Below are 22,952 nucleotides of genomic sequence, written 5' to 3'. Positions count from 1 at the left end.
GGCAGGCAATGGCGGGCCCCGGTGGCCTGTAGGCCGCCGGGGGCGGCTCAGGTTTTCGCGGGGACGGGGTTGGCGTCGAAGGTGTGTGGCGGCGCCACTTGCAAGGTGGTGATCGAGCCCTGTTCGGAGAGCGAATAGGTGACCTTGGAGATCAGCATGTCCTGGTCGAAGCCCAGGACCTTGTCGATCACCCGCACCAGGGTGTTGTGCCGCCACAAATCGCCGTTGCCCTGGCGCCAGCCCTGGACCCGGTAGGTGGTGGTCAGCGCCTTGCCCATGCGGGTGGCGCTCTCCCAGTCGGCCCGCTGCTGGGCCAGTTCGGGGGTCAGCTGCGCGCTTTCGCTGATCACCGTGACCCGCTTGCGCGCCATGCTCGGGTCCCGGGCCTGGCCCGAGACCTCGGCGACCGCAGCGCCGCTTTTCTGGTCGCTGCCCTTGTGCTGGCCGATGACCCGGTACTCGGAGAACACCTGGCTGAAATCCATCGGCGCATTGGCCGACAGGATGTTCTTGCCCAGCTCCAGGGCATCGCTGGCCCGCCCGCTACTGCCGGGCTTGGCCAGGAGCACGCGGCCCTCGGCGTCATCGGTGGAGAACACCCGGTACAGGGTCAGCAAGCGGTCGATGGACTGGAACACCGTCTCCCCGGGCACGATGCTGTGCTTGCCGAGCTTGGCGGTCTGCGGGATCTCGCTGACCACGCCCACGCCATAGGCGCCCGCCAGGGCCTGGACGATGCTCAACAGGCTCTGTTCCTGCCACTGGCTCGGGCGGTTGATGGCCGCGCAGTCGGCCAGGTCCTGGGTCAACGAACTGCCTTCGATGCTCAGGCTGACCTGGTGCGCGTCATAGCTGACCGGCGCCTTGTACACGTAGCCGGTGAGCACCAGGTCGCTGCCGATACGCACCTGGCAACGCGAGCCGGGCTTGATCGGCTTGACCTCCAGTTGCCCCGGCCACTGCCAGGTGATGTTGAGGCTGAAGCTGCGGAACTGGCGCTCCAGGTCCGCGCTGATCTCGACGCTTTTCCAGCCGCCGTAGTCCAGGCCGTCAACGGTCAGGGTGACGGCATCTTGTGCTGGGTTCATGGCCTACACCTCGGCGATTTTCAGGTCGGCCGGCGGCAGGAAGCCTGGATGCACCGCCTTGTTGCGCTGGCTCACCTCCCCCACCCGAGTGGCATCGCCAAAGCGCTGGTAGGCCACCACCAGGGCCGGCAGGCTCTGCTTGGGCGACAGGGTCAGCAGCCGCACTCCGGTGGACGACACCGCCGTGAGATGGCCGAACAGCTGCTGGCGCAGGCTGTTGAGCGCCTGGTAATGCAGGGCATCGGCCTTGAGCGCGGCCTGCCAGATCACCTCATTGAGGGCATCACGCAGGCTCAGCACATCCTCGGCCACCGGCACATCCAGGCGGCGTACCGGCTGGACCGCCTGCTGGGCCACCGAAGGCGTGGAGTTGAGCTTGACCACCGGCGCCGCCGCCGGCATCTGCGCGACCTGGTAGCCGAGCTTCACCAGCAGCATGTCCTGAACCAGGTTGGCCATGGCCTGGGCCGCGGCCACCGTGTCCTTGCCGGTGGTGAGCTTGGGCGTATCGATCTTCTTCGCCGCCTCGACCTGTTGCGAAGCATTGGCCAGCACTCCGCGATAACCCTCGCGGGCGAAGTCCTTGAGCTCGCGGATGTCCTTGAGCAAGCCCTTGAACTCGGCGCTGACCTCCCGGGGCAGCTCCTTGAGCGCCAGCACCAGCTGGCGCAGGTCCTTGTAGGTGTCGATCAGCGCCTTGAACTCATGCTCGATCACCGCGTAGACGTCCTTGAGGCAATCGCGCAGTTCCTTGACCGCGATCCGTGCGGCCTTGATCAGGCTGATGACCTCCTCGAAGCGTCGTACCGCCGAACCCAGCAGGCTGTCGGCGGCCACCAGCAATTGCTCGCGGGAGTTGACCACCGCCGTGGGGAACAGCAGCGGCTGGTCGGGGTGGAACTTGAGGGCGAACGTCACCAGGCCGCCGTCCTGGCGGGTATGGGTCATTTCGCACTCGCCGACCTTGACCTGCATCCGTCCCAGCCAAGGGTGGACCAGTTCCCCGGCCCCCTGCTCCAGGGCCTGGAGCAGCTGGTCGCGCTGCTCCAGGCAGTTCTCGCCCACGATGAAGGCCGTCAGGTCGTGGACCTTGGCCTGCTGGCCGAGCCCTTCGTAGAAGGGCTGGTCGCGCTGGGGATACTCATGCAACTGGCCCTTCTGGCCCACCGGGGTCTTGGCCTGGTCGACCCAGAAACCGACGCCGCGAAACGACGCCGGCAACAACCGATCACGCCAGCTCATTGGAACCTCCTAGGGAAAGTGAGCGATAGCCGATGCGCGGAGTCACCGCCAGGCCCGGCTGGTTGGTCTGCGGCTGGCTGGTGCGCAGGCCCGCCGGGGCGTTTTCGAAGCGCACCGTCAGGCCGCCTTCGAGTTGCGTGCGATTGTTGGCCGCACTCTGCTGCACCAACGCACCAGAGCCCTGGTTCAGGTTACGCGCCGCCGGCGAAGCCTCGGCACCGAAGAATGCCGGGGCCAACTGGCCCTTGCCTTCGGCGTTGGTGCGCTGCTGGGCCTCGGTCAGGCCTTCGACCTTGCCGGTGATCTTGGCGATGAAGCCGCCAAAGCTGCCGCCGAGCATTTCCCGGATGCCGCCCAGGGTGCCCTTGAGCTTGTCCCAGAACGCCGAGAACCAGTCGGCGATCGGCTGCCAGTTGGCCGTGACCATATCCATGGGCGACCAGTTGAACAGCTCCTGCAAGAACCCCTGGACCGGCGCCGTGATCGCCAGCAGCGAGTCCCACAAGCCACTGAAGAATCCGGCTACGGGCTCCCAGGCCGCATTGATCAGCGGCATCGGCGACCAATTGAACAGCGCCCGAAAGAACTCGCCCACCGGCGCGCTCAGCGCCAGCAACTGGTTCCAGGTGGCCGAAAAGAAGCCCATCAGCGGTTGCCAGTTATTGATCACCAGCCCAAGGGGCGACCAGTCGAACAGGGTCTTGAAGAACCCCAGCACCGGTTCCGCCTGGGCCCGCAGGCCATCCCAGCAGCGTCCGAAAAAGCCCAGCAGCGGCTGCCAGTTATTGATCACCAGGCCCAGGGGCGACCAGTCGAACAAGGTCTTGAAGAACCCCAGCACCGGTTCCGACAGCGCCCGCAGGCCATCCCAGCAGCGCCCGAAAAAGCCCAGCAGCGGCTGCCAGTTATTGATCACCAGGCCCAGGGGCGACCAGTCGAACAAGGTCTTGAAGAAGCTCATCACCGGCACCGACAGTGCCCGCAACAGCTCCCACAGCGCCGAGAACAACCCGGTCAATGGCTGCCAGTTATCGATCACCAGCCCCAGCGGGCTCCAGGAAAACAAGGTCTTGAAGAAATCCAGCAGCGGCAACGCCAGGGCCTGGATGCCCTGCCACAAGCCACTGAAGAACTCGCTGAGCGGCGCCCAGGCCTGGGTCGCCTCGCCGACCACCGAGCTCCAGAGCCCGGAGAAGAACCCCGTGAGCGCGCCCCAGGCACCGGCCAGGGCCTGCAACGGGCTCCAGCCGAACAGACTCTTGAAGGTGGCGAAGGCCACCTGCGCCGCCTGCTGCAGGCTGTTCCAGATCCCGCTGAAGAAGCCTGATATCGGCTCCCAGTAGGCCACGATCAAACCAGCGGCCACGGCGATCGCCGCCGCCACGATGCCCACCGGCGAGGCCAAGAGGCCGACCACCGCCGCCAGGCCCATGGCCCCGGTGGTGACCACGGTGAAGGCCACGGCCGCTGCGGCCAAGCCTTCCACCAGGGCCGGGTTGTCGGCAACGAAGGCACCGACACTGCTGATCAGCGGCGTCAGTCCGGTGATCAGCTGGTTGACCGCCGGCAACAGCGCCTGGCCCATCTTCAGCGACACCCCTTGCAAGGCGTCGTCGAACTGCTTGAGGTGGGCCGAGGTTTCCCCCAGGGGCACTTGCGGCGCCTTGAGCTGGGTGAGTTGCTGGCTGCTGGCTTGCAGGTCGTCCTCGGCCTTGATCGCCTGCTTGATGCCATGGATGAACGGCTCCAGCAGACCGCCACCCTTGATGAAGCCGCCCAGGTCGAGGGAGCCGAGGCCGCTGCCCTCGATGCTCTTCTTGAAGGCGCCGATCCTGGCGCGGATCCCCGACATCTGGGCTTCGAGTTTCTGTGCGCCGAGCACCACCACGGACATGTGCACCGTGGTCTGGATGTTCGTCAGGCTCATGCTTTGTTGAATATTCGCCATCACTGCACCTGCTGCATCGCATTGATCCGTTGCGCGTGCTCCAGTGACTCGCGGAGCACATCCAATGGCCTGGCCATCATCTGTTCGGGGTCAACCTTCCAGAACCAGGCCAGGTCATAGGCGGCCGCGATCAGGTCGCCGATGGCTGCGACGCCGCACTCATGAAAAAACTCGCGACGGCCCAGCTCAGGCCGTTGAGGTCGGCCAGGTCCAGCTGGTTCACCGAGGACGGTGGGATACCGGCGCAGACCGCGATGTACTTGGCCGCGACATCCATGTCCAGGCTCACTTCCTCGCTCTTGTCGATCCGGTACGGCAGCGCCTTGATGTTGCGCACCTCCTGCACCGTCGGGCGGCGCAGGGTCAGTTCATCGAGCGTTTCGCCGTGGGCTTCGATGGCCACTTGCAGCTTCACGACTTGAGTCATTGCCAGGTCCCCTTCACGCCGTTGAACACCAGCGCGATGCTGGCGTCGTCGCCCTTGGATACCGGCTCGTCCACCAGGTAGGCGCCGGCCAGGACGAAGACCTTGCCGTTGTTGAATTCGCAGGTGACGGTCATGTCGGTACCGGCCACCAGCTGCTTGAGCGGGAAGTCCGGGGTGTGCAGCGCCGTGACCTTGAATGTCGGGGTGACCTCGACTTCCTTGTAGAAACCCGGCACGACGGTTTCACGCTTGGTGGACATCAGCGGCGCCTCGCAGCCGCCGTTGATCGTCAGTTGAGCACCGTCGACCTTGACGTAGCAGGTGCCCGCAATCACTTGACCCATGGTGTTTCTCCCTTCAATAAAAAGCCCACGCAAGGTGGGCTGGATTCACAGTCGAACGCGCGTTCAGGCGGCGTTGTCGTACTGCAGGCGGAACTGGTTGAGCAGCGCGAACACTCGCAGGCCGTTGATGTAGTCCGGCGGGAACAGCACGTTGATGCGGTTCGGGTCCCGGGCATCGCGTTCCACCACCAGGTGCTCGGCGAACAGCTCGGCGTTTTCCACATGGCCTTCCAGCTCCAGCTTGGCGTACTGGGCGATCAGCTCGCCGCGAATGGTGCTCGGGGTGACGATCGGCTGGCCGGCGCCGAAGCGGGTGCCGTCGGCGGCCAGCTTGTGGCGCCCGTACTTGCTGGTGATCACGCTTTGCAGGCGGCGCACGATGTAGGCCGACTGGTGCAGGGTCTCGCTGTCCAGGTAGGAGTTGTCCGCCTGGCCGAACGCGTTCTTCTGGTAGGTGGTGATCGAACGCTGGATGCGCACGTAGCCGCCTTCGTAGTAGGCGGTGGCGATGCCGTAGTTGAGCAGTGACTGGCGCTCGGTCAGGGTGAAGCGCTCGCTGGCCGCGGCCGGGTCCAGGTCTGGCAGGCTGCCGCTCTGGGTCGGACGGCTGGCATCGGCGGAGATGAACACCGCGGTGCGCGCGGCCAGTGCCGCAGCCTGGACCCAGGCCGGTTGCGGAACGCCCGGTTCCAGGGCCTGGATGGTCATGTGCTGGTCGTTGCGCGCCTGCCCGGCGGCGACCAGGGTGCCCACGGTGCCGCGCTTGGCGGTGTAGACATGGCCGAACAGCTGCTTGGCCCAGGACCAGCGACCCACGCTGTCATCCATGACCGCTTGCCAGGTGTTGAGGCTGGCGACGTCGGTCCAGGGCATGCAGATGAACTCGAACGGCTCATCGCCCAGGGCGGCGACCGCGGCCACCTGGTCGGGCACGCCGGCACCACCGGCCATCTTGCCGATGACGATGGCCAGGCCTTCCGGGGTGCTCTCGCCGTTGCTCTTGCCCAGGCGATTGAGCTGCAGGCTGATGTCGTTGCCGCTGTCGCCGGTCCACTTGGCGTTCAGGGTCACCACGCCTTCGGCGGCGCTGGCGCTCAGCGGCAGGTCGGCCGAGGTGTTGATCTTCTGCACCAGGGCGGTGGCCGCCTGGGCCGCGGTGGCGCCCTTGGCGATGGCGGCCTGGACCCGCACGCCGCCCACATAGAGGTTGAGCACGCCGCTCTCGGTGGCGCTGCCGGTCAGGGTCAAAGTGCCCTTGGCCACGCTGCCTTCGCTGTTGTGCAGCGGCAGGCACCAGATCTCGCCGACCGGGTCGGTCTTGCGGAAGGTCTCGTACATGGAGGCCAGCATCGAACCCTGGCCGCCGATGCTCTTGGCCAGGGCCACGCTGGACACCAGCACCAGCTTGCCCACGTCGCTGGCGGGCACGTTGTCGTTGACCTGGGCGACGATCAGCCGGCGCATGGCCGACGAGGCGCTATTGGCCGCCGAGTTGTCCATCTCGGCATAGAACAGCGGAACACGAATGTCCGCGGGGATATTGCTGAATCCGATCGCCATTATTGGGCTCCCTTCGGTTGTGCCGCTTGCACGGCGTTGATGGTGATATCGCCATCGGCCAGACGGCGACGCCACCAGGCGTTGTCCGTGACTTCACGGCCAGTGACCGGCAGCAGGTCGCCCGCTTCCGGATCGGGTACGGCACGGCCAGCGGCCGGCAGCACGGTGATGCGTTTGCTCATTGCTTCAGCTCTCCTGAGAAAGTCAGCTCCAGGCGCCCATCAGGGCCCGGGCTTTTCAAATTGGGATCCGCCGGATCGATGGCATCGACCCGGACCGTGACCCCGGTAAAGGACGGCAAGCCGTCGAGTTCACGTTCATGCCAGGTTTCCGCCGGCTGCCCGGAACGATTGCGCCCCAACTGGAACTCGGCGAAAAAACGCAGGCGATAGAGCAACCGCTCATTGCCCACCGGCACCAGCTCACCACCCTCGTACTGGATCGGGCTGTACTCGGCCCCGGGCTTGAAACCCACCAGCGCACGCCAGACCTCGGCTCGCAGGTCATGGAGCTGGTCCAGGGCCTGTTGCGGGTGAGTGGCATCGAGGAGCAAGGCGACTTCGAAGCGGTCGCGGATGATCTGGCGGAAGGTGTTTTGTGCGGTGGAGGGGGTGGCGAGGTCACTTAGCAGTGCGATGAGTGCCACAGGAAGTGACTGTTCGATGCCGACTGGCAAAACTTCAGGATTAACGCTTCCAACAATACGACCAGTCATACTGGGACAGTTGGTTTTGATCTGTTCTAAAACCTTTATCAACCCCATAAGCCTCCTGAGAACTCACGTAGTAGTCCTGTAAACCAGGACCGTTATAAAAGTCCAAAATTACATAACCCAATCAACACTCAGATCAGTTAAATATAAAGATCGCCGAAAAATTTAAGCCACAATCAAAATCCAACAAAAGTGAGTGCAGACACGTACGCATTGGGCGTTGAAAGTGCTGAGGGGTTTGCCGATGAGCTGGCCGTATTCAAAGTAATAATCAGCCTCAAGGTTCCATTAGAACCGTATCCATAGCCATAGGATGCAATGGCAACAGGGGTCCTTCCCTCTACCCCACCAGGATAGACAAGGTCACCGAACCTATGAGTTGACAAAACCATACTGGCACCCTGAGTTGGATTTACCCTTGTATAGGTTGCCACTCTATATCCATCATAAGGAAGCGAGCTCGACAGTATGGCCCAGCCTTGAGGCTCAAGAAATCCAGCAATGGCTAGCGGAGTGAACTCCGAATCGAATGTTGGAACTCTTTCAGAGTTCCTTACAATCAGACCCAAACCGCTTGCAGATATTGGATTCGCCGAGAACACCGCATAAGAAACGACTACATTGGCTGCGGGTATCGCTTGGAGAAGCAACTGGAATCCAGTCCAGGCGCCAGGGCTACCTATCGCTTTCACCCCCCAGCAATAGAGCCCATCATTAGCCGGCCATTTCGCAGCGATGAGTGGCGGAGCGATGCTGGTAGAGGCAGAGCCGAATGAAATCACTGGACCGCCAATAGACGTACCGGCAGTAGCGGTATAAGTCCCGCTGGCAACCAACCCATAATTAAGGAAATCCGAATCGATGACCAAGTCTCCACCCGGATTCCTGAAAACAGCGCCATAATTCACGAGTAGGCCCCCAGCAGTATGTACCCACCTACATGAAAAGTTGGAGAGGTAGCATATGGGCGCCATGAAACCGTATCACCTGAAATCTCAATGTAAGGGGGGACTGTAGAAACTGGTTGATCTGCAATAAAAAAGTATCTGGTAAATTTTGGATTTCCGGAAAAAGTGAAACTTCCTTTTTGCAGAGCTTCAACCCTGATACTTTTCACAAACCTGAGGTAGCGCCCGGAAAACTCACTAATAACATCATTATTTTTATTTTTTGTTCTCACTCCGAAGCTCATGCTGTCAGATCTCCCATTTGGACCCTCACGACCCCAAGCGAGTCGATAACCTTTATTGCTCGATTATTGATCGTCATCCGACCTTGCCCAGGCACAGTACCATTGATCTCGAAACTCCCGTCTCGACCAAGTTTCCAACCAGTCGTTTGCGGCACATAATTATCAGACTGTAAGTTATCGCCAATCTTCAGCATATTGATACTGCCGTTCTGAATAAACGCAGAGTCTATATAAGTAGCGCCATTCTCAATAACAAACGGAGATACCGCCTTGGCAGTATTAGGGTCGACAACCGCAAACCGATTAGCCGCAACCAATACCTGACTGGTAATAACGCCCTTATCGTTCTCGACCCCGACACCAATCCCCGCCAGATAGGGTTTCCCATCCACCGTCAGTTGCGTCTTGATCGAATACATTGCCGCCAGCTCGCGCTTCATGGTCTCGACTTCGACCTGGGCACCGCCGCCGGACTCGATCTTCTGCAGCAGGTGCTGACTCAGTTGCGTCTCGCTGATCTTGTCGCTGAGGTATTCGAGGATCGGCCCGGCATCCGAGGATGACTGTCCGGTGACCGGCCCATGGAAGGCGCCCAGGTTGCCGATCTTGTCCACCAGGCGCGCCCAGAAGAAGAACCGTACGCCAGCGGCCAGGCCCATGATGGTCAGGTCGGTCTGCGGGTAGGCGTAGTCGCCGAACTTGGTGGCGGTCGCCACGTCGCTGCCCTGGCTGTACCAGATCTCGGTCCGTTGCAGATCGGCGGTGCTCAGCCCGGCCGGGATGCTCCACTTGAGCTTGATGCCGAACACGATCGACTCGGCGTTGAAGGAAGCCACCATCGGCGGCGGTGTGGTCTTGCCGTTGAGCACGGTCTCGGCCGAGGTGGCGAACACCGAGCCGATGTCCAGGGCGTTGATCGCCCGGACCTTGGCCACGTAGCGCCCGGCATAGATACCGCTGACTTCGAAGGCGTTGCCCCCGGTACGTCCGGCGAACACCCAATCCCCGTCGTTCTTGCGCCAGTGCACCTCGTAGGCGATGGCGTTGTCCGGGCGCTCCCAGTCGATGGTCATGACCCCGACCGCGCTGCCCTGGTCGACGAAATGCTCGTTGCGCACCCGCACGTTCTTCGGTGGGTTCTGCACGCTCGGCGGGATCACCGTAACCGGTGGCTGGTCGATGCGCGCGCCGTTGTCGATCGCCGCGAACTTGGCGGCGACATGCTTGACCGCGCTGATGCTGTACTTGATCGCCGAGTCGGAGAAGTCCTCGGCCACCGACAACACGCGAAACTGCTGGACCGCCAGGGTCGGCGAATCGATGGCCCACATCGAATGCACCGGTGGCAGCTCCTCGAGTTTTTTCTCCAGCACCACCCGCTGCACTTCAGCGGGAAAACCGGTGGTGTCGAGGGTAATCGCGCCGCTGTCCCAGGTGATGCGGGTGCTGTCCCAGGTCAGTGGATAACCCACGGACTTGATCACCCGGGAGATCGCCTTGCCAGTGGGCATGATCAGGGTCAGGGTATCGCCGGGGTAGGCCTTGACGTCGGCATCCAGCACCAGGGCGTCCAGGGTCGCCGAGCGCAGGCGCCCGCCGATCCGCCGGCCGGCCCGGTCGTTGTCCGCCACGCGGATCACCTGCCCCGGACGCACCAGGGTGCCGTCCAGGCCCACGGAAAAACTCACGCTTTCGGTTTCCAGGCGGTTGGTCAGCAGCGCCCATTTGCCGATGCGCTGGGCCTGGGCCTGGGAGGTGCAGCCGGTGGCGGTGATCTCGGTCTGCTGCACGCCATAACGGGCGATGCCTTCCGGATCGTCGACGTACTGCACCTTCTGCCGGTAGAAGTCCGCCGGGTCGTTCCAGCTCACCAGGGCCACGCTGTAGCGGGTCTTTTTCGCCGAGCCGCCGTAGACGAACTTGCCGTCGATCACGTTGGCGTTGCTATAGGTGTACACCGGGTCTTCCGGCATGTCGGCCACCGCCATCACCGACCCCGCGCCCCAATAGGCCATGCCGCGGAAGGTGGTGGCCAGGTCCTGCAGCACTTTCAGCGCATCGGCGCGCACCGAGAGATAGAGGTTGCAGGTAAAGCGCGGCTCGGTGCCGCCCTTGCCATCGGACACCGGCTGGTCGCAGTACTGGCCGATGCGGTACAGCTCCCACTTGTCCACCTGGGCGGCGTTGAGCAGGTGCCCGAGGCCATAACGCTGGTGCAGCAGCAGGTCGTAGTAGATCCAGGCCGGGTTGTCGGTCCAGGCCGACTTGAAGGTGCCGTCCCACACGCCGCTGTAGGTCCGGGTGGCCGGATCGTAGTTGCTCGGCACGCGGATGATCCGCCCTTGCAATTCGAAGGAGCGGTTGGGAATCGACTGGAACTGCGAGGCATCGAACTGCAGGCCGATGATCGCCGAACCCGGGTAGCGCAACTTGGCGTCGATCACGTCGGTGATGGACTCCACGCTGGTGGTATCGGCGATTGCCCCGCTGCTGGAGTTCGCCGTCAGCCGCCGCACCCGCACGGTCCAGCCGGCCTTGGCCGCTGGCAGGTCGACCCGGTGGGAGCGCTCGTACTTGCTGGAGCTCTTGCCGCTGAAGGCCGACTGCAGCACTTCGACGAACGCCCCGCCATCGGTGGACAGCTCGATGGCGTAACGCACCGTGTAGCCGTTGGTGTCGCCGTTGCTGGTGTTGGTCTGGGCCAGGCGCGAGACCGCCAGGCGGATGCGCACCGCCGACAGTTGCAGGTTGGTGATGGCGCGGGTCCAGGGTTGGTCGCTGCGCAGTTCCACCGCCACCTGGGACTCGTTCTCCACCGCCGGAAAGCCCGGGATGTAGGTCTGGTCCTGGCTGCCGTTGCGGGTCTCGAGGCTGACCCCGGAGAAGTTCAGGCTGCCGTCGGCGTTGGCCAGGGGCGTCTCGTTGAGGAACACCGAGCGCTTGCCGTTCTTCAGGCCCACGATCTCGCCTTCGCTGACGAGATCGAGGATCCGGGCATAGGCCGTGCTGTGCAGGCTGTCCGGGGCTTCCACGGAGGGACGGGGCGGCTTGGCGCCGCCGCCCTTGCTACCGGCGAGAATAGGGTCGGTCATGGCTTTCCTTCAGGCGAAATGAGGCCCGCGGCATCGCAGGCAGGTGGAAGACGGAAATGCTTAGAGTTGGTCCTGGGCGTAGATGCCGGAGCTGATCACGGTGCTGCCGATGGTCAACTGGCCATAGAGCAGGCCCACCGGGTTGCCCTGGGCCGTGGTATTGATTGGCCCGTTGAAGCTGTAGCTGGGGCGGTTTTCCGGGCGTTCCTGGGCGCCCAGGCCCTTGGGCATGGGCGCGAGCATCTGCGTCACGCCGCCGATCACCATGGTCGCTCCGGTCATCATCATGGCCGTGACTGCCGGGCCGGTGAGAAAGCCGAAGGGGTTGTAGTAGGCCACGGCCATCAGTACCGCGCCGAGGATGGTCTGCAGGCCTCCCGCACGCTTGGAACCACCGAGCACCGGGGCGATGCGGATCACCTGCTTGCCCAGGGGCTGGTGGATATCGGTCTCGGACAGGTTGCGCCGACCGTTGAACACGGCGAAGCGCAGGCCCTTGTCGGCGCTTTGCACCATATAGCGCTCAAAACCCGGGAACTGCCGGAAGTAACCCATCACGTCCTTGAAGCCTGCGCTGATGGCCACCCGGTGTTCACGCCCGAACAGCCGTGCCAGGGAGCCGGACAGCAGCACGGTTTGCATCTTTTGTGGTTCTACGGCCAAGCCCATGGGGTTCTCCTGGCGATAAAAAACCCGCCGCGGCGGGTTGGGATGGACAACGCAGACCGCTGTTTCAGAGCTGGTCCTGGGCGTAGATGCCGGCGCTGATCACCGAGCTGCCGACGATCAACTGGCCATAGAGCAGGCCCACCGGGTTGCCCTGGGCCGTGGTGTTGACCGGGCCGTTGAAGCTGTAGTTGGCACGGTTATCGGGACGGTCCATGGCCCCCAGGCCCTTGAGCTGCGGCGACATCATCTGCATCACCCCGCCCATGGCCAGGGAAATGCCCATGCTGGCGGCGAAGGTCCAGCCAGTGGTGCCGGTAGTCCCGATCAAGGTTGAACTGCCACCCGCGGCGGCAATGCCACCGGAAAAATAGGACGCGGCTACCACCAGGGCGACGCCGATGATGGTCTGCAATCCACCCGAGCGCTTGCTGCCGATGAGCAGCGGGGCAATGCGGATATCGCTGTTGCCGCAAGGAGCGTGCAGGCGATCCTGGCCCAGGTTGTCGCGCCCGAGGAACAGCGAGTAGGTCACCCCGCGATCCTTGGATGCCATCAGGAAGGCCTCGAATCCCGGCACCAGCACGCACAAGGCGCGGATCGCCTCCGCAGCGCTGCCCACCGCCAACCGATGCACCCGGCCGAAGCGGGCTCCCAGCGAGCCGTACAACCGCACGACCCGGACTTTTTGCTGATTCATCACATGACTCCCAGGAAGAAAGATCCCCGGTTGGCAGCCGGGAAAGGCAACGGCCTCAAGCCGACGCCATGAGCTGGCGATGGCGCCAGATGCTGACCGTGACTTCGTCCCAGTAGCCGCCATAGGTGTCGCGCTTGCTGTCGCGGCCATAGAGGTGGTGCAGGATGGAGCCCGGTGCCGGGTAGTGCGCAGGCTCGCTCTTGAGCACGCCATCGGCCAGGTAGATGGCCGCGTGGTTGGGCACCGGCGAGCGGATCTGCATCAACACCACGTCGCCCTGGCGCAGGTCCCCTACCCGCTCGAAACCGGCCTCGGGCAAGTGCTCCAGGTAGAGGTTGCCGCCCTTGTCCCACCAGCCGTCCTCGCGCTGGTAGTCGCCCAGTTCTATACCCAGCTCGCGCCGGTAGTAGTCGAGGATGATGCTCAGGCAGTCGTGCACGCCATGGGCGAAGGCCCGGCCAACCAAGGGTGCCTGGTAGCCGTTGGGCGCCAGTTGGGCCCACTGGCCAATACGCGGTTGGCCGGCGTCGTCCGCCAGCACCTGGACGATGTGCCAGGGCAACCCGGAGGCCTCGCAGGCCACCCGGTCCGCCTCGCTGGGCGTGGCCGAGTAATCCGGGTGGCTGTGGATCACCGCCAGCACCTCGCCGCGCTCCTCGGCTGCCGCGTAGTCCGCGGGAGCCAGGCGAAAGTGCTCGCTGGGGGTGGCGGCGGTATTGCGACACGGCACATAGACCCGCCGCCGACCTTCGCGAATCAGCAACCCGCAGCACTCGCGGGGGTATTCGGCCAGGGCGTGGCGCTCGATGGCCGCCAGGTTCGCCTTGTTCATGTTCAGCTCCGTAGCAGGCCCGCCGCAGGAAACGAACCGTAGGGCAGCGGGTTGTTCTCGCCGAAACGCAGCTTGCAGCTGCTCAGGCGCCCGCCGCATTTATCCTTGGCGGCATCGGTGACGATCACGTCGTTGACGTCCGCCACCGGGCCGCCGTTGTAGCCACAGTAAGGGCCGCGATAACCGCCGCAGCTGAGCCACCAGCAGACGTTGGCGACGATCTGCCGCCGTGGCAGCTGCACGCCGTTGAAGTCCAGGGCGCTGGACAGCTCGAACTGCACCACCTCGTTGTCTTCGGCGACCTTGCGCTCGACGTACCAGATGTCCGGCGGCAGTTCTTCCTCGGGGTCGGCTTCGGGCTGGCCGTCCAGGTACTTGCCCAGGGTCCGGTGGCGAATCAGCCGGGCCCCTACCAGGTCTTCGAAATACAGCACCAGGGCGGTGATGAAACCATCGACGTTGCCCACCGACAGGGTCGGGGTCGGCTGCGAGCCCTTGCCGGTCATTTCGAAGCCCTCGGCCTGGATCGGCCAGGGGGAATACTCGAGCCCCTGCCAGAAGATCGACGACTGCTGGGGGTAACCGTGAAAGCGGTAGAGTTCGGCGCCGAGGCTGGTGGCGTCGAGCTCGAAAAGCTCCACCCACGCGCCAGGCTCCAGGGTCTGGATATCGGCCGTGATCGGCATGGTGTTTCCTCAAGGCAAAAAGAAACCCGCACGCTGGCGGGTGGGGTAGGCAGCTGGCTGCGGCTAGATCAGGCTACGGGCCTCGGCACGTTTCTCTGCGATATCGGCCGGGATGTCCTGGCCGGTTTCCAGCTTGCGCACCACCAGCCAGTCGGTCTGGCGCAGGTACTCCCGGGCCTCGTTGGCTTTCTGGTCCTGCTCAGTGAAGGTTTTCTTGCTCTGCGAGAAGTCCATGGTCGGCCTCGACGGTTGGAGTTACGGGGGGCTGTGCGGGGTGGTTGGTGGGGATCTCCACCGGGCCGGCGGCGGTGACGGTCACAGGCTCAGGGAAGCGGATGGCGTCGGTGGCCGTGGCTTCGTCGTAGGGCATGAGCAGCGTGATCGACAGGACGCCGTCGGCGGACATCACCGCCTTATCGGCGAACAGGGGCGAGTCGATGGCATCGAGCGAAAGTTCGTAGCCCTTCTCAAGCGGTGAGAAATCGAATTCTTCTCCGTTTACCGTAAGTTTGTACCCTTCGACTTTCAAAGTTTTTAATAACTCAAATGTCGGCGCATGAATTGGGGAAAACTTAATTTTTACCATTATTTCCATCTCCCTACAGCTATGTAAGTGAGATTTGCTATTGCGCTAGAAATAGGCGAAAAAAGAGCTATGCTTAGAGTATTAAGTGACGTGCCTTGTACTGCACCCCAGCTTAGCGCGTTTCCAGGATCTTTCGATGAAACCGTAACCACTGGACTATTTCCTACGAATGCAGCCGGAAAATTAAAAGATTGCCATTCAGTAGTAAACATTTGACCGATAGGAATATTAGTGGTGAATCTCTGAGTGGAAGTATTCCAGCAAATCATCGTGCCGTCAGAGAGCTTAACCGCGCTACCGTTCGCGTTCGTGATGAACTCTTCGTTAACCTGCATCCACGACTGGATTGCGCCATTGACACAGCCCCTATAAAACATCTTGTTGTTAGCTGTGCTAAGAATCAGCTGCGTCCAGTTGCCGGTGTCCTTGTCATAGAACGACGTCCTGAGCGTTCCGTACACGCCAGGGGTGGGGCCGTTTAGCGTTCCTGGATACACCAGCAATTCGCCATTTTCAGCCACGTTGTTTGCATCGGTGCAGGTGAACAGCTTTTTTGCACCCACACCGAAGTCACCTTGCATCAGGAGCTTTTTCCACGGCTGCCAACCGCCAGTATCGCGGCGGAACCACATTTCATCAGTGTCATGCGAAAAAGCCAGTTGCGTGGCGCGCTTTGCGTCAACTGAACCCTGAAGGTTTATGTATTCGCCTGAAGCGATGGGACTTGGAGCGCCGCCGTAGGCCGGAGCAAAACCGTAGAGCCCGGTGGGAACTCGCGCGTCAATGGTGTTTCCAGCCGGCGCTTGAAGCGCCCAAGCCCCTACTCCGTAGTCTCCAGCGGTTAAATTGCTATTCCATTGCGACCACGTACCACCGGCCTTGAATCGCGAATACTGCTTGCCCTGACCGGCGCTAACTGCAATCTGAACTGCATATGCGGTGTTCGGATGCGTCATATGGATCACGTAAAACGTTGACGTCTGGAACGGGATAGCGCCGGTACCGTCTGGAGTGACGTAGACAAAAGAGTTTGCCAGCAGGCCATTGAGCTGAACCTCTGGTATCTCTTTGACGTAATCCGCAAGTCCATTGCCTTGCAGGATCGCTTTAACTGCTGGAGAAAAGTTGCTGATGGTGGCCGCAAGCTGGGTCCCGGTGTGGCTGGCACGGGCAAGCAATTCAGCATCCGGCCGGTTCTTCGTGGCCCCTGCCTCGACCGTGCTGAGCTTGTTGTTGATGGTATTGATCTGAGACGCCGCATCACTGGTCCGGTTATCCAGTTCGGCAAAGTTCTCATTGATGATCTGGGCACCGTTGCGCAGGTTGTCGCCGGTGCCATCGTTGGGCTGGGCGCCCGCCTTGATGGTTTTGAGGGTCATGGATGGAAGGCCTGTTCGAAGGTGGCGCTGAGGGTGTACATCCCTGCGCCCAACGGCGAGGGTTGATAGGTTTTGCAGCGGTACAGCCCCTGTTCTCCCAGGGGTGGGGTCCAGTAGAACGGCGTGGCGCCGCGATGGGCGTCGATGAAGGCGATGATCGGCTTGATCCGGCTTTCGTCGCCGACGAAGGTCAGCGGCCAGGACTGGGTCTTGTTGTTGATGCCGTCCTGGACCACCTGCTGGTAGCCGTCGCCGAAGCGGGCCGACTTGAGGCGGAATTCGACGGTGCCCACGGGTTCCACCTTGGGCACCCAGGCGAAGGTTTCGATGGTCATGCTTTTCTCCGGGCGTGAGCCGTCGCGGCCGCTGGGTATCAGCGGCCGTTGATGACGGACCAGATCTGGCCGCCCGGCTTCAGGTCACGGGCGATCTGTTCGGCAGCGCCTTGTCGGGCGGCGCTGGCATAGGCATTGGCGAGGTTCTGCGGGTTGGCGCCGGCGCCCTGGCCGGCACCCTGGCCTTCGCCGACGTTGATGGTCTGCTGGATCACCACCTGCTGGTTGCTGGTGCTGCCGGCCGGTGCGCCCCCCAGCGCCACCACGCCCAGGGAACCATCGGCGCCCCGGCTCAGGGGCATGATCGCCTCGGGCCCGGCTTCGCCGAACAAGGCCATGGGCGCCAGGGTCGGAGCGCTGGCCACGGTGTTGCTGAAGACCCCGCCCTTGGCATAGTGCACGTTGGATACATCGAGCTGCGGGTTAAAAACGGTGGTGGCACCGCCAAGCGAGAACGACTGTGCCGCAGGGGCGGCGCTGGGAAAGAAGCTCGAAACCGCCGTCTTGGCTAGACCGAACATCCAGCTCAGGCCAGCAGAGGCCGCCGTCTTAGCCGCCAGGGTCGCCATGTCCTTGAGCACCGAACTGGCGAAGTCGGAAAAGGAAAACTTGCCCGTGGTAGCAAACGTCATGATTGCCTCATCCATTTTCTGGAAGGCACTGGTGAAGACCGTCTTGGTCTGACCCGCCACGTCATTGCCCTTTTTCACGTACTCCTCGAAAGCGGACACCGCACCAGTCTTCCAGCCATCGAGCAACTCGGTCATCTGGGCAAAGTCACCCTGCACCTGCTGCTTGGCATCGTCGCTCTTGCTTTTCAGGTCTTCGAGCCGAGTCGCATAGTCGTCGCTGTCCTGGGTGATCCGGCCATAGGCATCGCCTTGGGGAAAGCTGATCCCTGCCCGTTCGGTGTAGGTGCTGGGCACTTGCGGCACGCTTTGCTGGTATTGCTGCTCCAGGGTCTGCGCGTAGTCGGTTTCAGCGCTTTTGTTCTGCTTGAGCAACGCCGCCAGGCTGCCCTGTTTCTTGAGGTACTGGTCGACCGCGGTGGTGGCCGGGTCATAGGCCTTGCGCAGGTCGTCGAAGGCACTGGCGCTGGCGTCCAGCGCCGAGGCGGACGACAGGGTCATGGACTCGGCGATTCTCTTGCCGGCCTCGTCGATGCGCCGCTGCATGGTGCGCATGGCCTGGTCGGTGATGCGCTGGGCCTTGTCCAGGGCCCGCTCCAGGCCGCTCAGGTCCAGCCCTTGGGAAGCTGTTGCCATGGGGTTCTCCGGGTCATGAAAACCCGTCGAAACGGGTTCGGGAAAAGTGGCCTGGAATCAGCGCCACTCGTTCATCGCGCGTTCGAGCGACAAGCCCAAACGTTGTTCATGGGGCATGAAGTCCAACAACTCCGCCACGCCCCCGCCCAGCCGGTGGGTCTGCAGCGCCACCAGGGCGCTGCCCGCCTCCAGCCGCCTACCGGTATGCAAGGAGCCATATCGGTCGATATAGCGTCCCCATGCCAGGGCTTCGTGGTAGGTCATGCGTTCCTTGGCTTCGGCAATCGTCCGGCCGCCGACTCCGTTCAGCACCAACTCGTGCCAGAACTCATCGGCGGCCGTCAGTTTTTTGCCGCACCGCCAGTGCCGTTGACCTCATTGACCGCGTTGAGGATCAAAAACCCCAGGGTCGGCTCCAGGCCGTAGGCATCCTCGTAGCTCAGGGCCTCGCCGCCATCGGTGCCCAGTGCCACCGAAGCGGCGATGTAGCGGGCGTTGCGGCTCTGCTCGTTGTCGCTGTCGGCGAACAGCCGCTCGATGACCCCGAAGGACTGCCGGCGGATGTGCAAGGTGAAGGTGTCGGTCACCTCCTTGCCGGTCTTGCTGTCCAGGTGAGTCCAGCTCACCTGCTTCTTCACGGGCTGGGCATCGACGATGCCGCCCTTGGCTTTGAGTTGCTTGAGGTTCATGGCGATGCTCAGGCCTTCTTGATCCAGGTGGAGCCACCGGTGCGCTGGATGGTCACGGTGGTGGTGACCACGGCGTTGAGGGCGAAGTTGAACGGGAAGTCCGAGACGTAGCCGTCGAAGGCGAACCAGGTGCGGGTGGTCGGCAGTTCGAAGTTGTCACCCTTGGCGTTGACGGTCGGCGCGACGCCCTTGCCGTCGGACCAGCCCACGACCCACTTGATGCTGGTCTCGCCATTGGCTTCGGACAGCTGGTGCAGGCGCACATGGCTGGCGTTGGCCGGGTCGGCGTTGAGCCCCAGGCTGGCGGTGCCAGGGGTGCGCAGGCCTTTCTTGTAGCTGCGTTCCTGGGCGTCGAGGGTGGTGTCCTCGATCTGCTCGGCAGGCGCGCCGCCGGGCTCGAAGGAAGTGACGTGCTCGACCTCCAGCACGGTGTAGGGGCCGCTGCCGGTCACGGGCGGGACCAGGGCGAAAATTTGCGTACCTTGGGTAAGAATCGACATCGGGTGTTCTCCAGAAAACAATGAAAAACCCGCGGTTGGCGGGTCGAGGGTGTGTTGCTCGGGGGCGGACCAAGGCGCGGGGCCAGGGCTCAGGGAGCGGGCGAGCCATCCAGGTAGGGGGGCGCGTTGGGGTCCGGTTCACGGCTCTTGATCAGGTCCACCAGGGCCTGGTTGCTCTGCGCCAGCAGGCGGATCGCGCCGTTCAAGGCGGACTGGCCATCGGCCTGGGCCTGGAGGGCGGCGATCAGGCGATTGATGGCCGCCAGTTCTTCGTCATTCATGGCTGGGTGCTCCGTATCCATCGAAGGTGATTGGGCGAGCGCGGGACGGCGTCATTCGCGTCCCTCGGGTAACAACGCCGGGGCCTTGGCCAGGCCGGCCTGCAGGGCGCTCCAGAAACTTGCGTCTTCGTAGCCCATGGCCCAGACGCTGGTGCCGCCCAGGCCCAGGCGCCCGACCAGGGCGGCCTTGCGGCGAATGCTCTGGGCGTCGTCATACCAGAGCACCGGCTGCGCTCGCTCCGCAGTCCACTCGATGCCATCGGCGAAGCTGTTGACCGGGCCCCAGGTGGCGTAAGGAGTGGCCGAGGGGACGTCCAGGTGGGTGGCGGCGTTGTGCTCGGCGATGATTTCCTCGTAGGCCGACCAGTGCACCCGATTGCCGATGCTGTAGTCCTGGCCGTAGGCCGCCAGCCCGGACAGCAGCTTGCCGGCCGGTACCCGCGTCACCGCGTAGGCCAGCAGCGCTTGCTGCCAGTCAAGGCCCGAGCCCGGGCCCGGCCAGACTTCGCCGTGGAAGCCGCCGCTGCTCCAGCCCGGGCCGACCTGGTCGTAGGTCATCAGCTGGAAGTAATCCACCGCTGCTGCCAAGGCCCGGTAGTCGTAGCCTTGCAGGTATTCGGGCTGCTGGTCGTCGAGCTTGGGCGGCACGCTGATGATCAGCTTGCGCCCCTGGGCATGCAGGGCCTGGCCCAGGGCTTTGACATAGGCGGAAAACGCCTGGGCGTTGCGCGGCTCCACCTGTTCGAAGTCCAGGTTGATACCGGCGAACCCGTTCTCCCGGGCCAGCGTCACCAACTGCTCGATGCTGCCGGCGCTCAAGGCCTTGTTGTTGACGATGGAGTGGGAAATGGCCGGGTCGAAGGCGGCGATGTCCTGGTTGTAGTCCGAGACCGTCGGGTACAGCGGCAAGGACTTGGACTTGGCGAACGCGATGATCTGCCGGGTGGTGTCGTTCATGCCCTCCTGGTGCAACTGGCCGGTGACGGTCAGGCCGTAGGTGCTGCCCAGGCCCACGGCCGAGAGGTTGCGATAAAAAGCCTTGAGGTTGCTGTAGGAGGTCTCGACCTGGCCGTCGCTGTAGGCCAGGACAAAGGGCGCGGCCTGGGCCGCACTGGCCAGTGCCAGGGCGCAGCCGCCAAGCAGGCCACGCAAGAACCGCCGGATGCCTCGCTTAGAGGCCGGCTGGATGAGGTTGGAATTCATGAAATCTCCTGCGGGTGAACCGCATCGGGAAAAAAACCGGACGTCCGCAAAGGGTCCGTCCAAAGGCTCGCAGCGGACGCCGCCGACCTAGAGTGGCAGCACCTTCAGCGGCTTGGCCTGGGGTTTCGGCTTGCCCTTGGCCCGGGCCTTGCCCTGCTTGCCAGCGTTGCACTGCACCGTGGTGCTCCAGCCCGACGGGCTGAAGACCTGCTCCACCGACTCCACCAGGTACTCGCCATCCAGCCCGGCCTTGAAGCCCTGGGCGTCGATCAGGCGTTCGGCGAACAGGTCGATGCGCCCGGGCAGATCCAGGCGCAGGGCCGCGGTGCTGCGGTTGAACGCCGCCAGGCGCGCCTTGGCGGCCTGCTGCGCCGCGGATTTGTTCGGGTAGATGTGCCGGTCGGTGTGCACCGCGGGCACCCCGGGCGGGGCACTGTCGTTACCCAGCTCGATCACCTGCAGCTTGCCGCTCTTCTTGTCCTGGTGACGGGTCTGCACCGCCTTGTGGCTGCTGGTGTCGCCCAGGCGAAACTGATAGCGGCTCACCTCGTGGCGGTGGATGGTGACCTTGCCCAGGGCCTTGCCGCTGGCGCTCTGCCCGGCCTGGCGCGGCAGCACCAGCAACTTGCCTTCGGCGACCTTGGCGGTGCAGTCGTATTGCCGGGCCAGGCGGGTGATGAAGTTGAAGTCGGACTCGTTGAGCTGGTCGACCCGCAGGACCCTGGTCGCCACCGGGCACACCGGGGTCCAGCCGTTACGGGCCGCCAGGTCGCGGACCACCTGTTGCAGCGGCACGTCTTCCCAGCTGCCGCTGCGGGTGGTCTTGCCACTGCCGCGCATGTCGCTGGCCTTGCCGCGGATCTCCAGGGTGTCCGGTGGGCCGGAGACCACCACCTCATCCACGGTGTAGCGCCCGAGGCGGGTCAGCCCCTGGCCGGCATAACCCATGAACACCTCGATGCTGGCGCCACGGCTGGGCAGCGCCACTGCACGATCGCGGTCGTCGATGCGCAGCTCGAATTCGTCCGACTCCATGCCGGGTTTGTCCGAGGTGCGCAGGGACAGCAACCGGTCGTTGATCTGGCTGGTAATGTCCCGGCCATCGGCAACGATACGAAACTCTGGGGTCATAAAACGCCTCGCACTGGGTGCCGATCAGTAAAGGAATTTGCAGGAGCGAGACCATGGCTCAGTCCCATAGCTGGACCAGTACCTGCTCCGGTGCCGGCAGGTCCGGCAGCAGGATCAGCACCCCGGCCCGCAATGGCTGGGGCTCGTCGGCCAAGCCCTGGTTGGCATCCAGCACCGCCTCGACGGTGCCGTTCAAATGGCCGTAGTAGTGCTGGCACAAGGTGTCGAGCAGATCGCCGTCAGAGGTTCTGCAAGTCGTCGCCATAGCTTACGAACTCCAGTGAGAAGGCCTGTTTGCGTGGAATGCCGCCGGCCAGCAAATGGCCCTGGTCTTCGTCGATGCTGGTCAGGCACCAGGTGCCCAGGACCTCGCCGTAGCCGGTGGTCAGGCTCAAGGGGCGCAACTGCCGGCCGATGCTGCGCAAGGCCTGCAACTGCCCCAGCCCGCCCTTGAACCCGGGGAAGATCGCCCCCTTGAGGCTGATGCGTTCGTCGCCCAGGCCCACTGCCTGTTGGGCAGGGCTGCGGCCCAGGCGCTCCTGGCCAGTCCAGCGAAAGCTGGTCTGGCGCCGCAGTTCATCGAAGGCCGCCGTGTCCAGGTTGAAGTAATAGGGTTGGGAAGCAGCCCCCAGGAGCTGGAGGATCAGCAGGTGCGGGAACGGCTTGACCGCTTCGGCGGTGGGCGTTTCCTGGGCGGCGAACAGGCTGCTGGGAAAGATCGTGCCCAGGGCCGGGCTGATCTGCCCGCCAATACGGTTGATCGCCGCCCCGACCTTGGCCGTCTGCTCTTGCAAGGCGCCGAGGCGCTGTTGCACCTGCCCGGCTACCGTGACGGCCTGGTTGTACTGGGCCGCCACCTCGCCGACCCGGCTTTGCGCGGCATCGATGCCGCGCAGGATGCGGCGCAGCCGGGTGCCGACTTGCGGCCCGACCACGGGCAGGTTCTCCAGCTCCAGGGCGGCGCCGGTGATATCGCCGATGGCCCCGTTCATGGGCCCCAGCATCTCGTCCGCGCTGCGCCGCCCCGCCTCCGCTGCCGCCACCAGGGATTGCAACCCCGATTGCAGCTGTTCCATGTAGGCCATGGCGTCTCC

At 63.5% G+C, this 22,952-nt stretch carries 27 protein-coding genes; all 27 read right to left on the bottom strand.

The genetic code is table 11. From position 1 onward, the window contains the following. Positions 1 to 47: 47 nt before the first annotated feature. The 27 genes from ACK6AU_RS00530 to ACK6AU_RS00400 all read right to left on the bottom strand — a co-directional run bounded on the left by ACK6AU_RS00530 (position 48) and on the right by ACK6AU_RS00400 (position 22,943). Positions 48 to 1,088 carry a phage baseplate assembly protein gene (locus ACK6AU_RS00530; protein WP_185697816.1) on the bottom strand — a complete coding sequence of 347 codons (1,041 nt, stop codon included), beginning with the start codon at positions 1,086 to 1,088 and terminating at the stop codon, positions 48 to 50. 3 nt (positions 1,089 to 1,091) lie between these two features. Next, the gene (locus tag ACK6AU_RS00525; RefSeq protein WP_185697815.1) at positions 1,092 to 2,330 is read right to left on the bottom strand and encodes a DNA circularization protein; all 1,239 of its coding nucleotides are present in this window, start codon (positions 2,328 to 2,330) and stop codon (positions 1,092 to 1,094) included. Beyond that, positions 2,317 to 4,278 (bottom strand): phage tail protein, encoded by a 1,962-nt coding sequence (locus ACK6AU_RS00520; RefSeq protein ID WP_260497927.1) that lies wholly within the window; start codon positions 4,276 to 4,278, stop codon positions 2,317 to 2,319. Before ACK6AU_RS00520 ends, ACK6AU_RS00525 begins: the two co-directional genes overlap by 14 nt. Before the next feature lie 130 nt (positions 4,279 to 4,408). Then, the gene (locus ACK6AU_RS00515) at positions 4,409 to 4,705 is read right to left on the bottom strand and encodes a phage tail assembly protein (protein WP_031321005.1); all 297 of its coding nucleotides are present in this window, start codon (positions 4,703 to 4,705) and stop codon (positions 4,409 to 4,411) included. Continuing rightward, entirely contained in the window at positions 4,702 to 5,049 is a 348-nt protein-coding gene (locus ACK6AU_RS00510; protein ID WP_022642610.1) for a phage tail tube protein, read from the bottom strand. Before ACK6AU_RS00510 ends, ACK6AU_RS00515 begins: the two co-directional genes overlap by 4 nt. A gap of 63 nt (positions 5,050 to 5,112) precedes the next feature. Next, positions 5,113 to 6,609: a phage tail sheath subtilisin-like domain-containing protein gene (locus ACK6AU_RS00505; protein WP_409297191.1), complete on the bottom strand. Its 1,497-nt coding sequence runs from the start codon at positions 6,607 to 6,609 to the stop codon at positions 5,113 to 5,115. Continuing rightward, a complete protein-coding gene (locus ACK6AU_RS00500; protein WP_022642608.1) occupies positions 6,609 to 6,791 on the bottom strand; it encodes a DUF2635 domain-containing protein in 183 nt (60 codons plus the stop codon). Before ACK6AU_RS00500 ends, ACK6AU_RS00505 begins: the two co-directional genes overlap by 1 nt. Beyond that, a complete protein-coding gene (locus tag ACK6AU_RS00495) occupies positions 6,788 to 7,372 on the bottom strand; it encodes a hypothetical protein (RefSeq protein ID WP_409297189.1) in 585 nt (194 codons plus the stop codon). The genes ACK6AU_RS00500 and ACK6AU_RS00495 overlap by 4 nt, the downstream gene beginning before the upstream one ends. 853 nt (positions 7,373 to 8,225) lie before the next feature. Next, positions 8,226 to 8,513 (bottom strand): hypothetical protein, encoded by a 288-nt coding sequence (locus tag ACK6AU_RS00490; protein ID WP_409297187.1) that lies wholly within the window; start codon positions 8,511 to 8,513, stop codon positions 8,226 to 8,228. Continuing rightward, a complete protein-coding gene (locus tag ACK6AU_RS00485) occupies positions 8,510 to 11,605 on the bottom strand; it encodes a host specificity protein J (RefSeq protein WP_409297185.1) in 3,096 nt (1,031 codons plus the stop codon). Before ACK6AU_RS00485 ends, ACK6AU_RS00490 begins: the two co-directional genes overlap by 4 nt. Positions 11,606 to 11,665: 60 nt before the next feature. Next, a complete protein-coding gene (locus ACK6AU_RS00480) occupies positions 11,666 to 12,274 on the bottom strand; it encodes a tail assembly protein (RefSeq protein WP_409297183.1) in 609 nt (202 codons plus the stop codon). 64 nt (positions 12,275 to 12,338) lie between these two features. Continuing rightward, positions 12,339 to 12,971, bottom strand: coding sequence for a tail assembly protein (locus ACK6AU_RS00475; RefSeq protein WP_185697809.1), 633 nt, complete (start codon positions 12,969 to 12,971; stop codon positions 12,339 to 12,341). 55 nt (positions 12,972 to 13,026) lie between these two features. Next, positions 13,027 to 13,803 carry a C40 family peptidase gene (locus ACK6AU_RS00470; RefSeq protein ID WP_185697808.1) on the bottom strand — a complete coding sequence of 259 codons (777 nt, stop codon included), beginning with the start codon at positions 13,801 to 13,803 and terminating at the stop codon, positions 13,027 to 13,029. A gap of 2 nt (positions 13,804 to 13,805) precedes the next feature. Further along, positions 13,806 to 14,489 carry a phage minor tail protein L gene (locus tag ACK6AU_RS00465; protein ID WP_053134540.1) on the bottom strand — a complete coding sequence of 228 codons (684 nt, stop codon included), beginning with the start codon at positions 14,487 to 14,489 and terminating at the stop codon, positions 13,806 to 13,808. A gap of 63 nt (positions 14,490 to 14,552) precedes the next feature. Continuing rightward, the gene (locus ACK6AU_RS00460; protein WP_409297180.1) at positions 14,553 to 14,723 is read right to left on the bottom strand and encodes a hypothetical protein; all 171 of its coding nucleotides are present in this window, start codon (positions 14,721 to 14,723) and stop codon (positions 14,553 to 14,555) included. After that, positions 14,689 to 15,075, bottom strand: coding sequence for a hypothetical protein (locus tag ACK6AU_RS00455; protein WP_409297178.1), 387 nt, complete (start codon positions 15,073 to 15,075; stop codon positions 14,689 to 14,691). The genes ACK6AU_RS00460 and ACK6AU_RS00455 overlap by 35 nt, the downstream gene beginning before the upstream one ends. Beyond that, entirely contained in the window at positions 15,075 to 16,454 is a 1,380-nt protein-coding gene (locus ACK6AU_RS00450) for a hypothetical protein (protein WP_409297176.1), read from the bottom strand. The genes ACK6AU_RS00455 and ACK6AU_RS00450 overlap by 1 nt, the downstream gene beginning before the upstream one ends. After that, positions 16,451 to 16,789 (bottom strand): phage tail protein, encoded by a 339-nt coding sequence (locus tag ACK6AU_RS00445; RefSeq protein WP_022643403.1) that lies wholly within the window; start codon positions 16,787 to 16,789, stop codon positions 16,451 to 16,453. The genes ACK6AU_RS00450 and ACK6AU_RS00445 overlap by 4 nt, the downstream gene beginning before the upstream one ends. A gap of 38 nt (positions 16,790 to 16,827) precedes the next feature. Continuing rightward, entirely contained in the window at positions 16,828 to 18,054 is a 1,227-nt protein-coding gene (locus ACK6AU_RS00440; RefSeq protein WP_409297174.1) for a phage tail tape measure protein, read from the bottom strand. Positions 18,055 to 18,111: 57 nt separating this feature from the next. Then, positions 18,112 to 18,366, bottom strand: coding sequence for a hypothetical protein (locus ACK6AU_RS00435; RefSeq protein ID WP_031321344.1), 255 nt, complete (start codon positions 18,364 to 18,366; stop codon positions 18,112 to 18,114). A 29-nt stretch (positions 18,367 to 18,395) separates the two neighbouring features. Next, positions 18,396 to 18,743 (bottom strand): phage tail assembly chaperone family protein, TAC, encoded by a 348-nt coding sequence (locus ACK6AU_RS00430; RefSeq protein WP_103324153.1) that lies wholly within the window; start codon positions 18,741 to 18,743, stop codon positions 18,396 to 18,398. An 8-nt stretch (positions 18,744 to 18,751) separates the two neighbouring features. Further along, on the bottom strand, positions 18,752 to 19,243 hold the full coding sequence (locus ACK6AU_RS00425; RefSeq protein WP_185700109.1) for a phage tail tube protein: 492 nt from the start codon (positions 19,241 to 19,243) through the stop codon (positions 18,752 to 18,754). Between the two features lie 89 nt (positions 19,244 to 19,332). After that, entirely contained in the window at positions 19,333 to 19,524 is a 192-nt protein-coding gene (locus ACK6AU_RS00420) for a hypothetical protein (RefSeq protein ID WP_058433276.1), read from the bottom strand. A 51-nt stretch (positions 19,525 to 19,575) separates the two neighbouring features. Continuing rightward, positions 19,576 to 20,727 (bottom strand): glycosyl hydrolase family 18 protein, encoded by a 1,152-nt coding sequence (locus tag ACK6AU_RS00415; RefSeq protein WP_409297171.1) that lies wholly within the window; start codon positions 20,725 to 20,727, stop codon positions 19,576 to 19,578. 87 nt (positions 20,728 to 20,814) lie between these two features. Then, positions 20,815 to 21,858: a phage late control D family protein gene (locus ACK6AU_RS00410; RefSeq protein ID WP_185700107.1), complete on the bottom strand. Its 1,044-nt coding sequence runs from the start codon at positions 21,856 to 21,858 to the stop codon at positions 20,815 to 20,817. Positions 21,859 to 21,916: 58 nt separating this feature from the next. Then, the gene (locus ACK6AU_RS00405) at positions 21,917 to 22,123 is read right to left on the bottom strand and encodes a tail protein X (protein WP_185700106.1); all 207 of its coding nucleotides are present in this window, start codon (positions 22,121 to 22,123) and stop codon (positions 21,917 to 21,919) included. Beyond that, on the bottom strand, positions 22,098 to 22,943 hold the full coding sequence (locus ACK6AU_RS00400; RefSeq protein ID WP_409297169.1) for a phage tail protein: 846 nt from the start codon (positions 22,941 to 22,943) through the stop codon (positions 22,098 to 22,100). The genes ACK6AU_RS00405 and ACK6AU_RS00400 overlap by 26 nt, the downstream gene beginning before the upstream one ends. Between the last annotated feature and the right edge of the window lie 9 nt (positions 22,944 to 22,952).

Origin of the sequence: Pseudomonas sp. KCJK8993 (genome assembly GCF_046230915.1) — a bacterium.
In the GTDB taxonomy this organism is placed as follows: Bacteria; Pseudomonadota; Gammaproteobacteria; order Pseudomonadales; family Pseudomonadaceae; genus Aquipseudomonas; species Aquipseudomonas piscis.
Note: the sequence above shows the minus strand (reverse complement) of the source record. Positions and strands in the feature narration are given on the sequence as shown.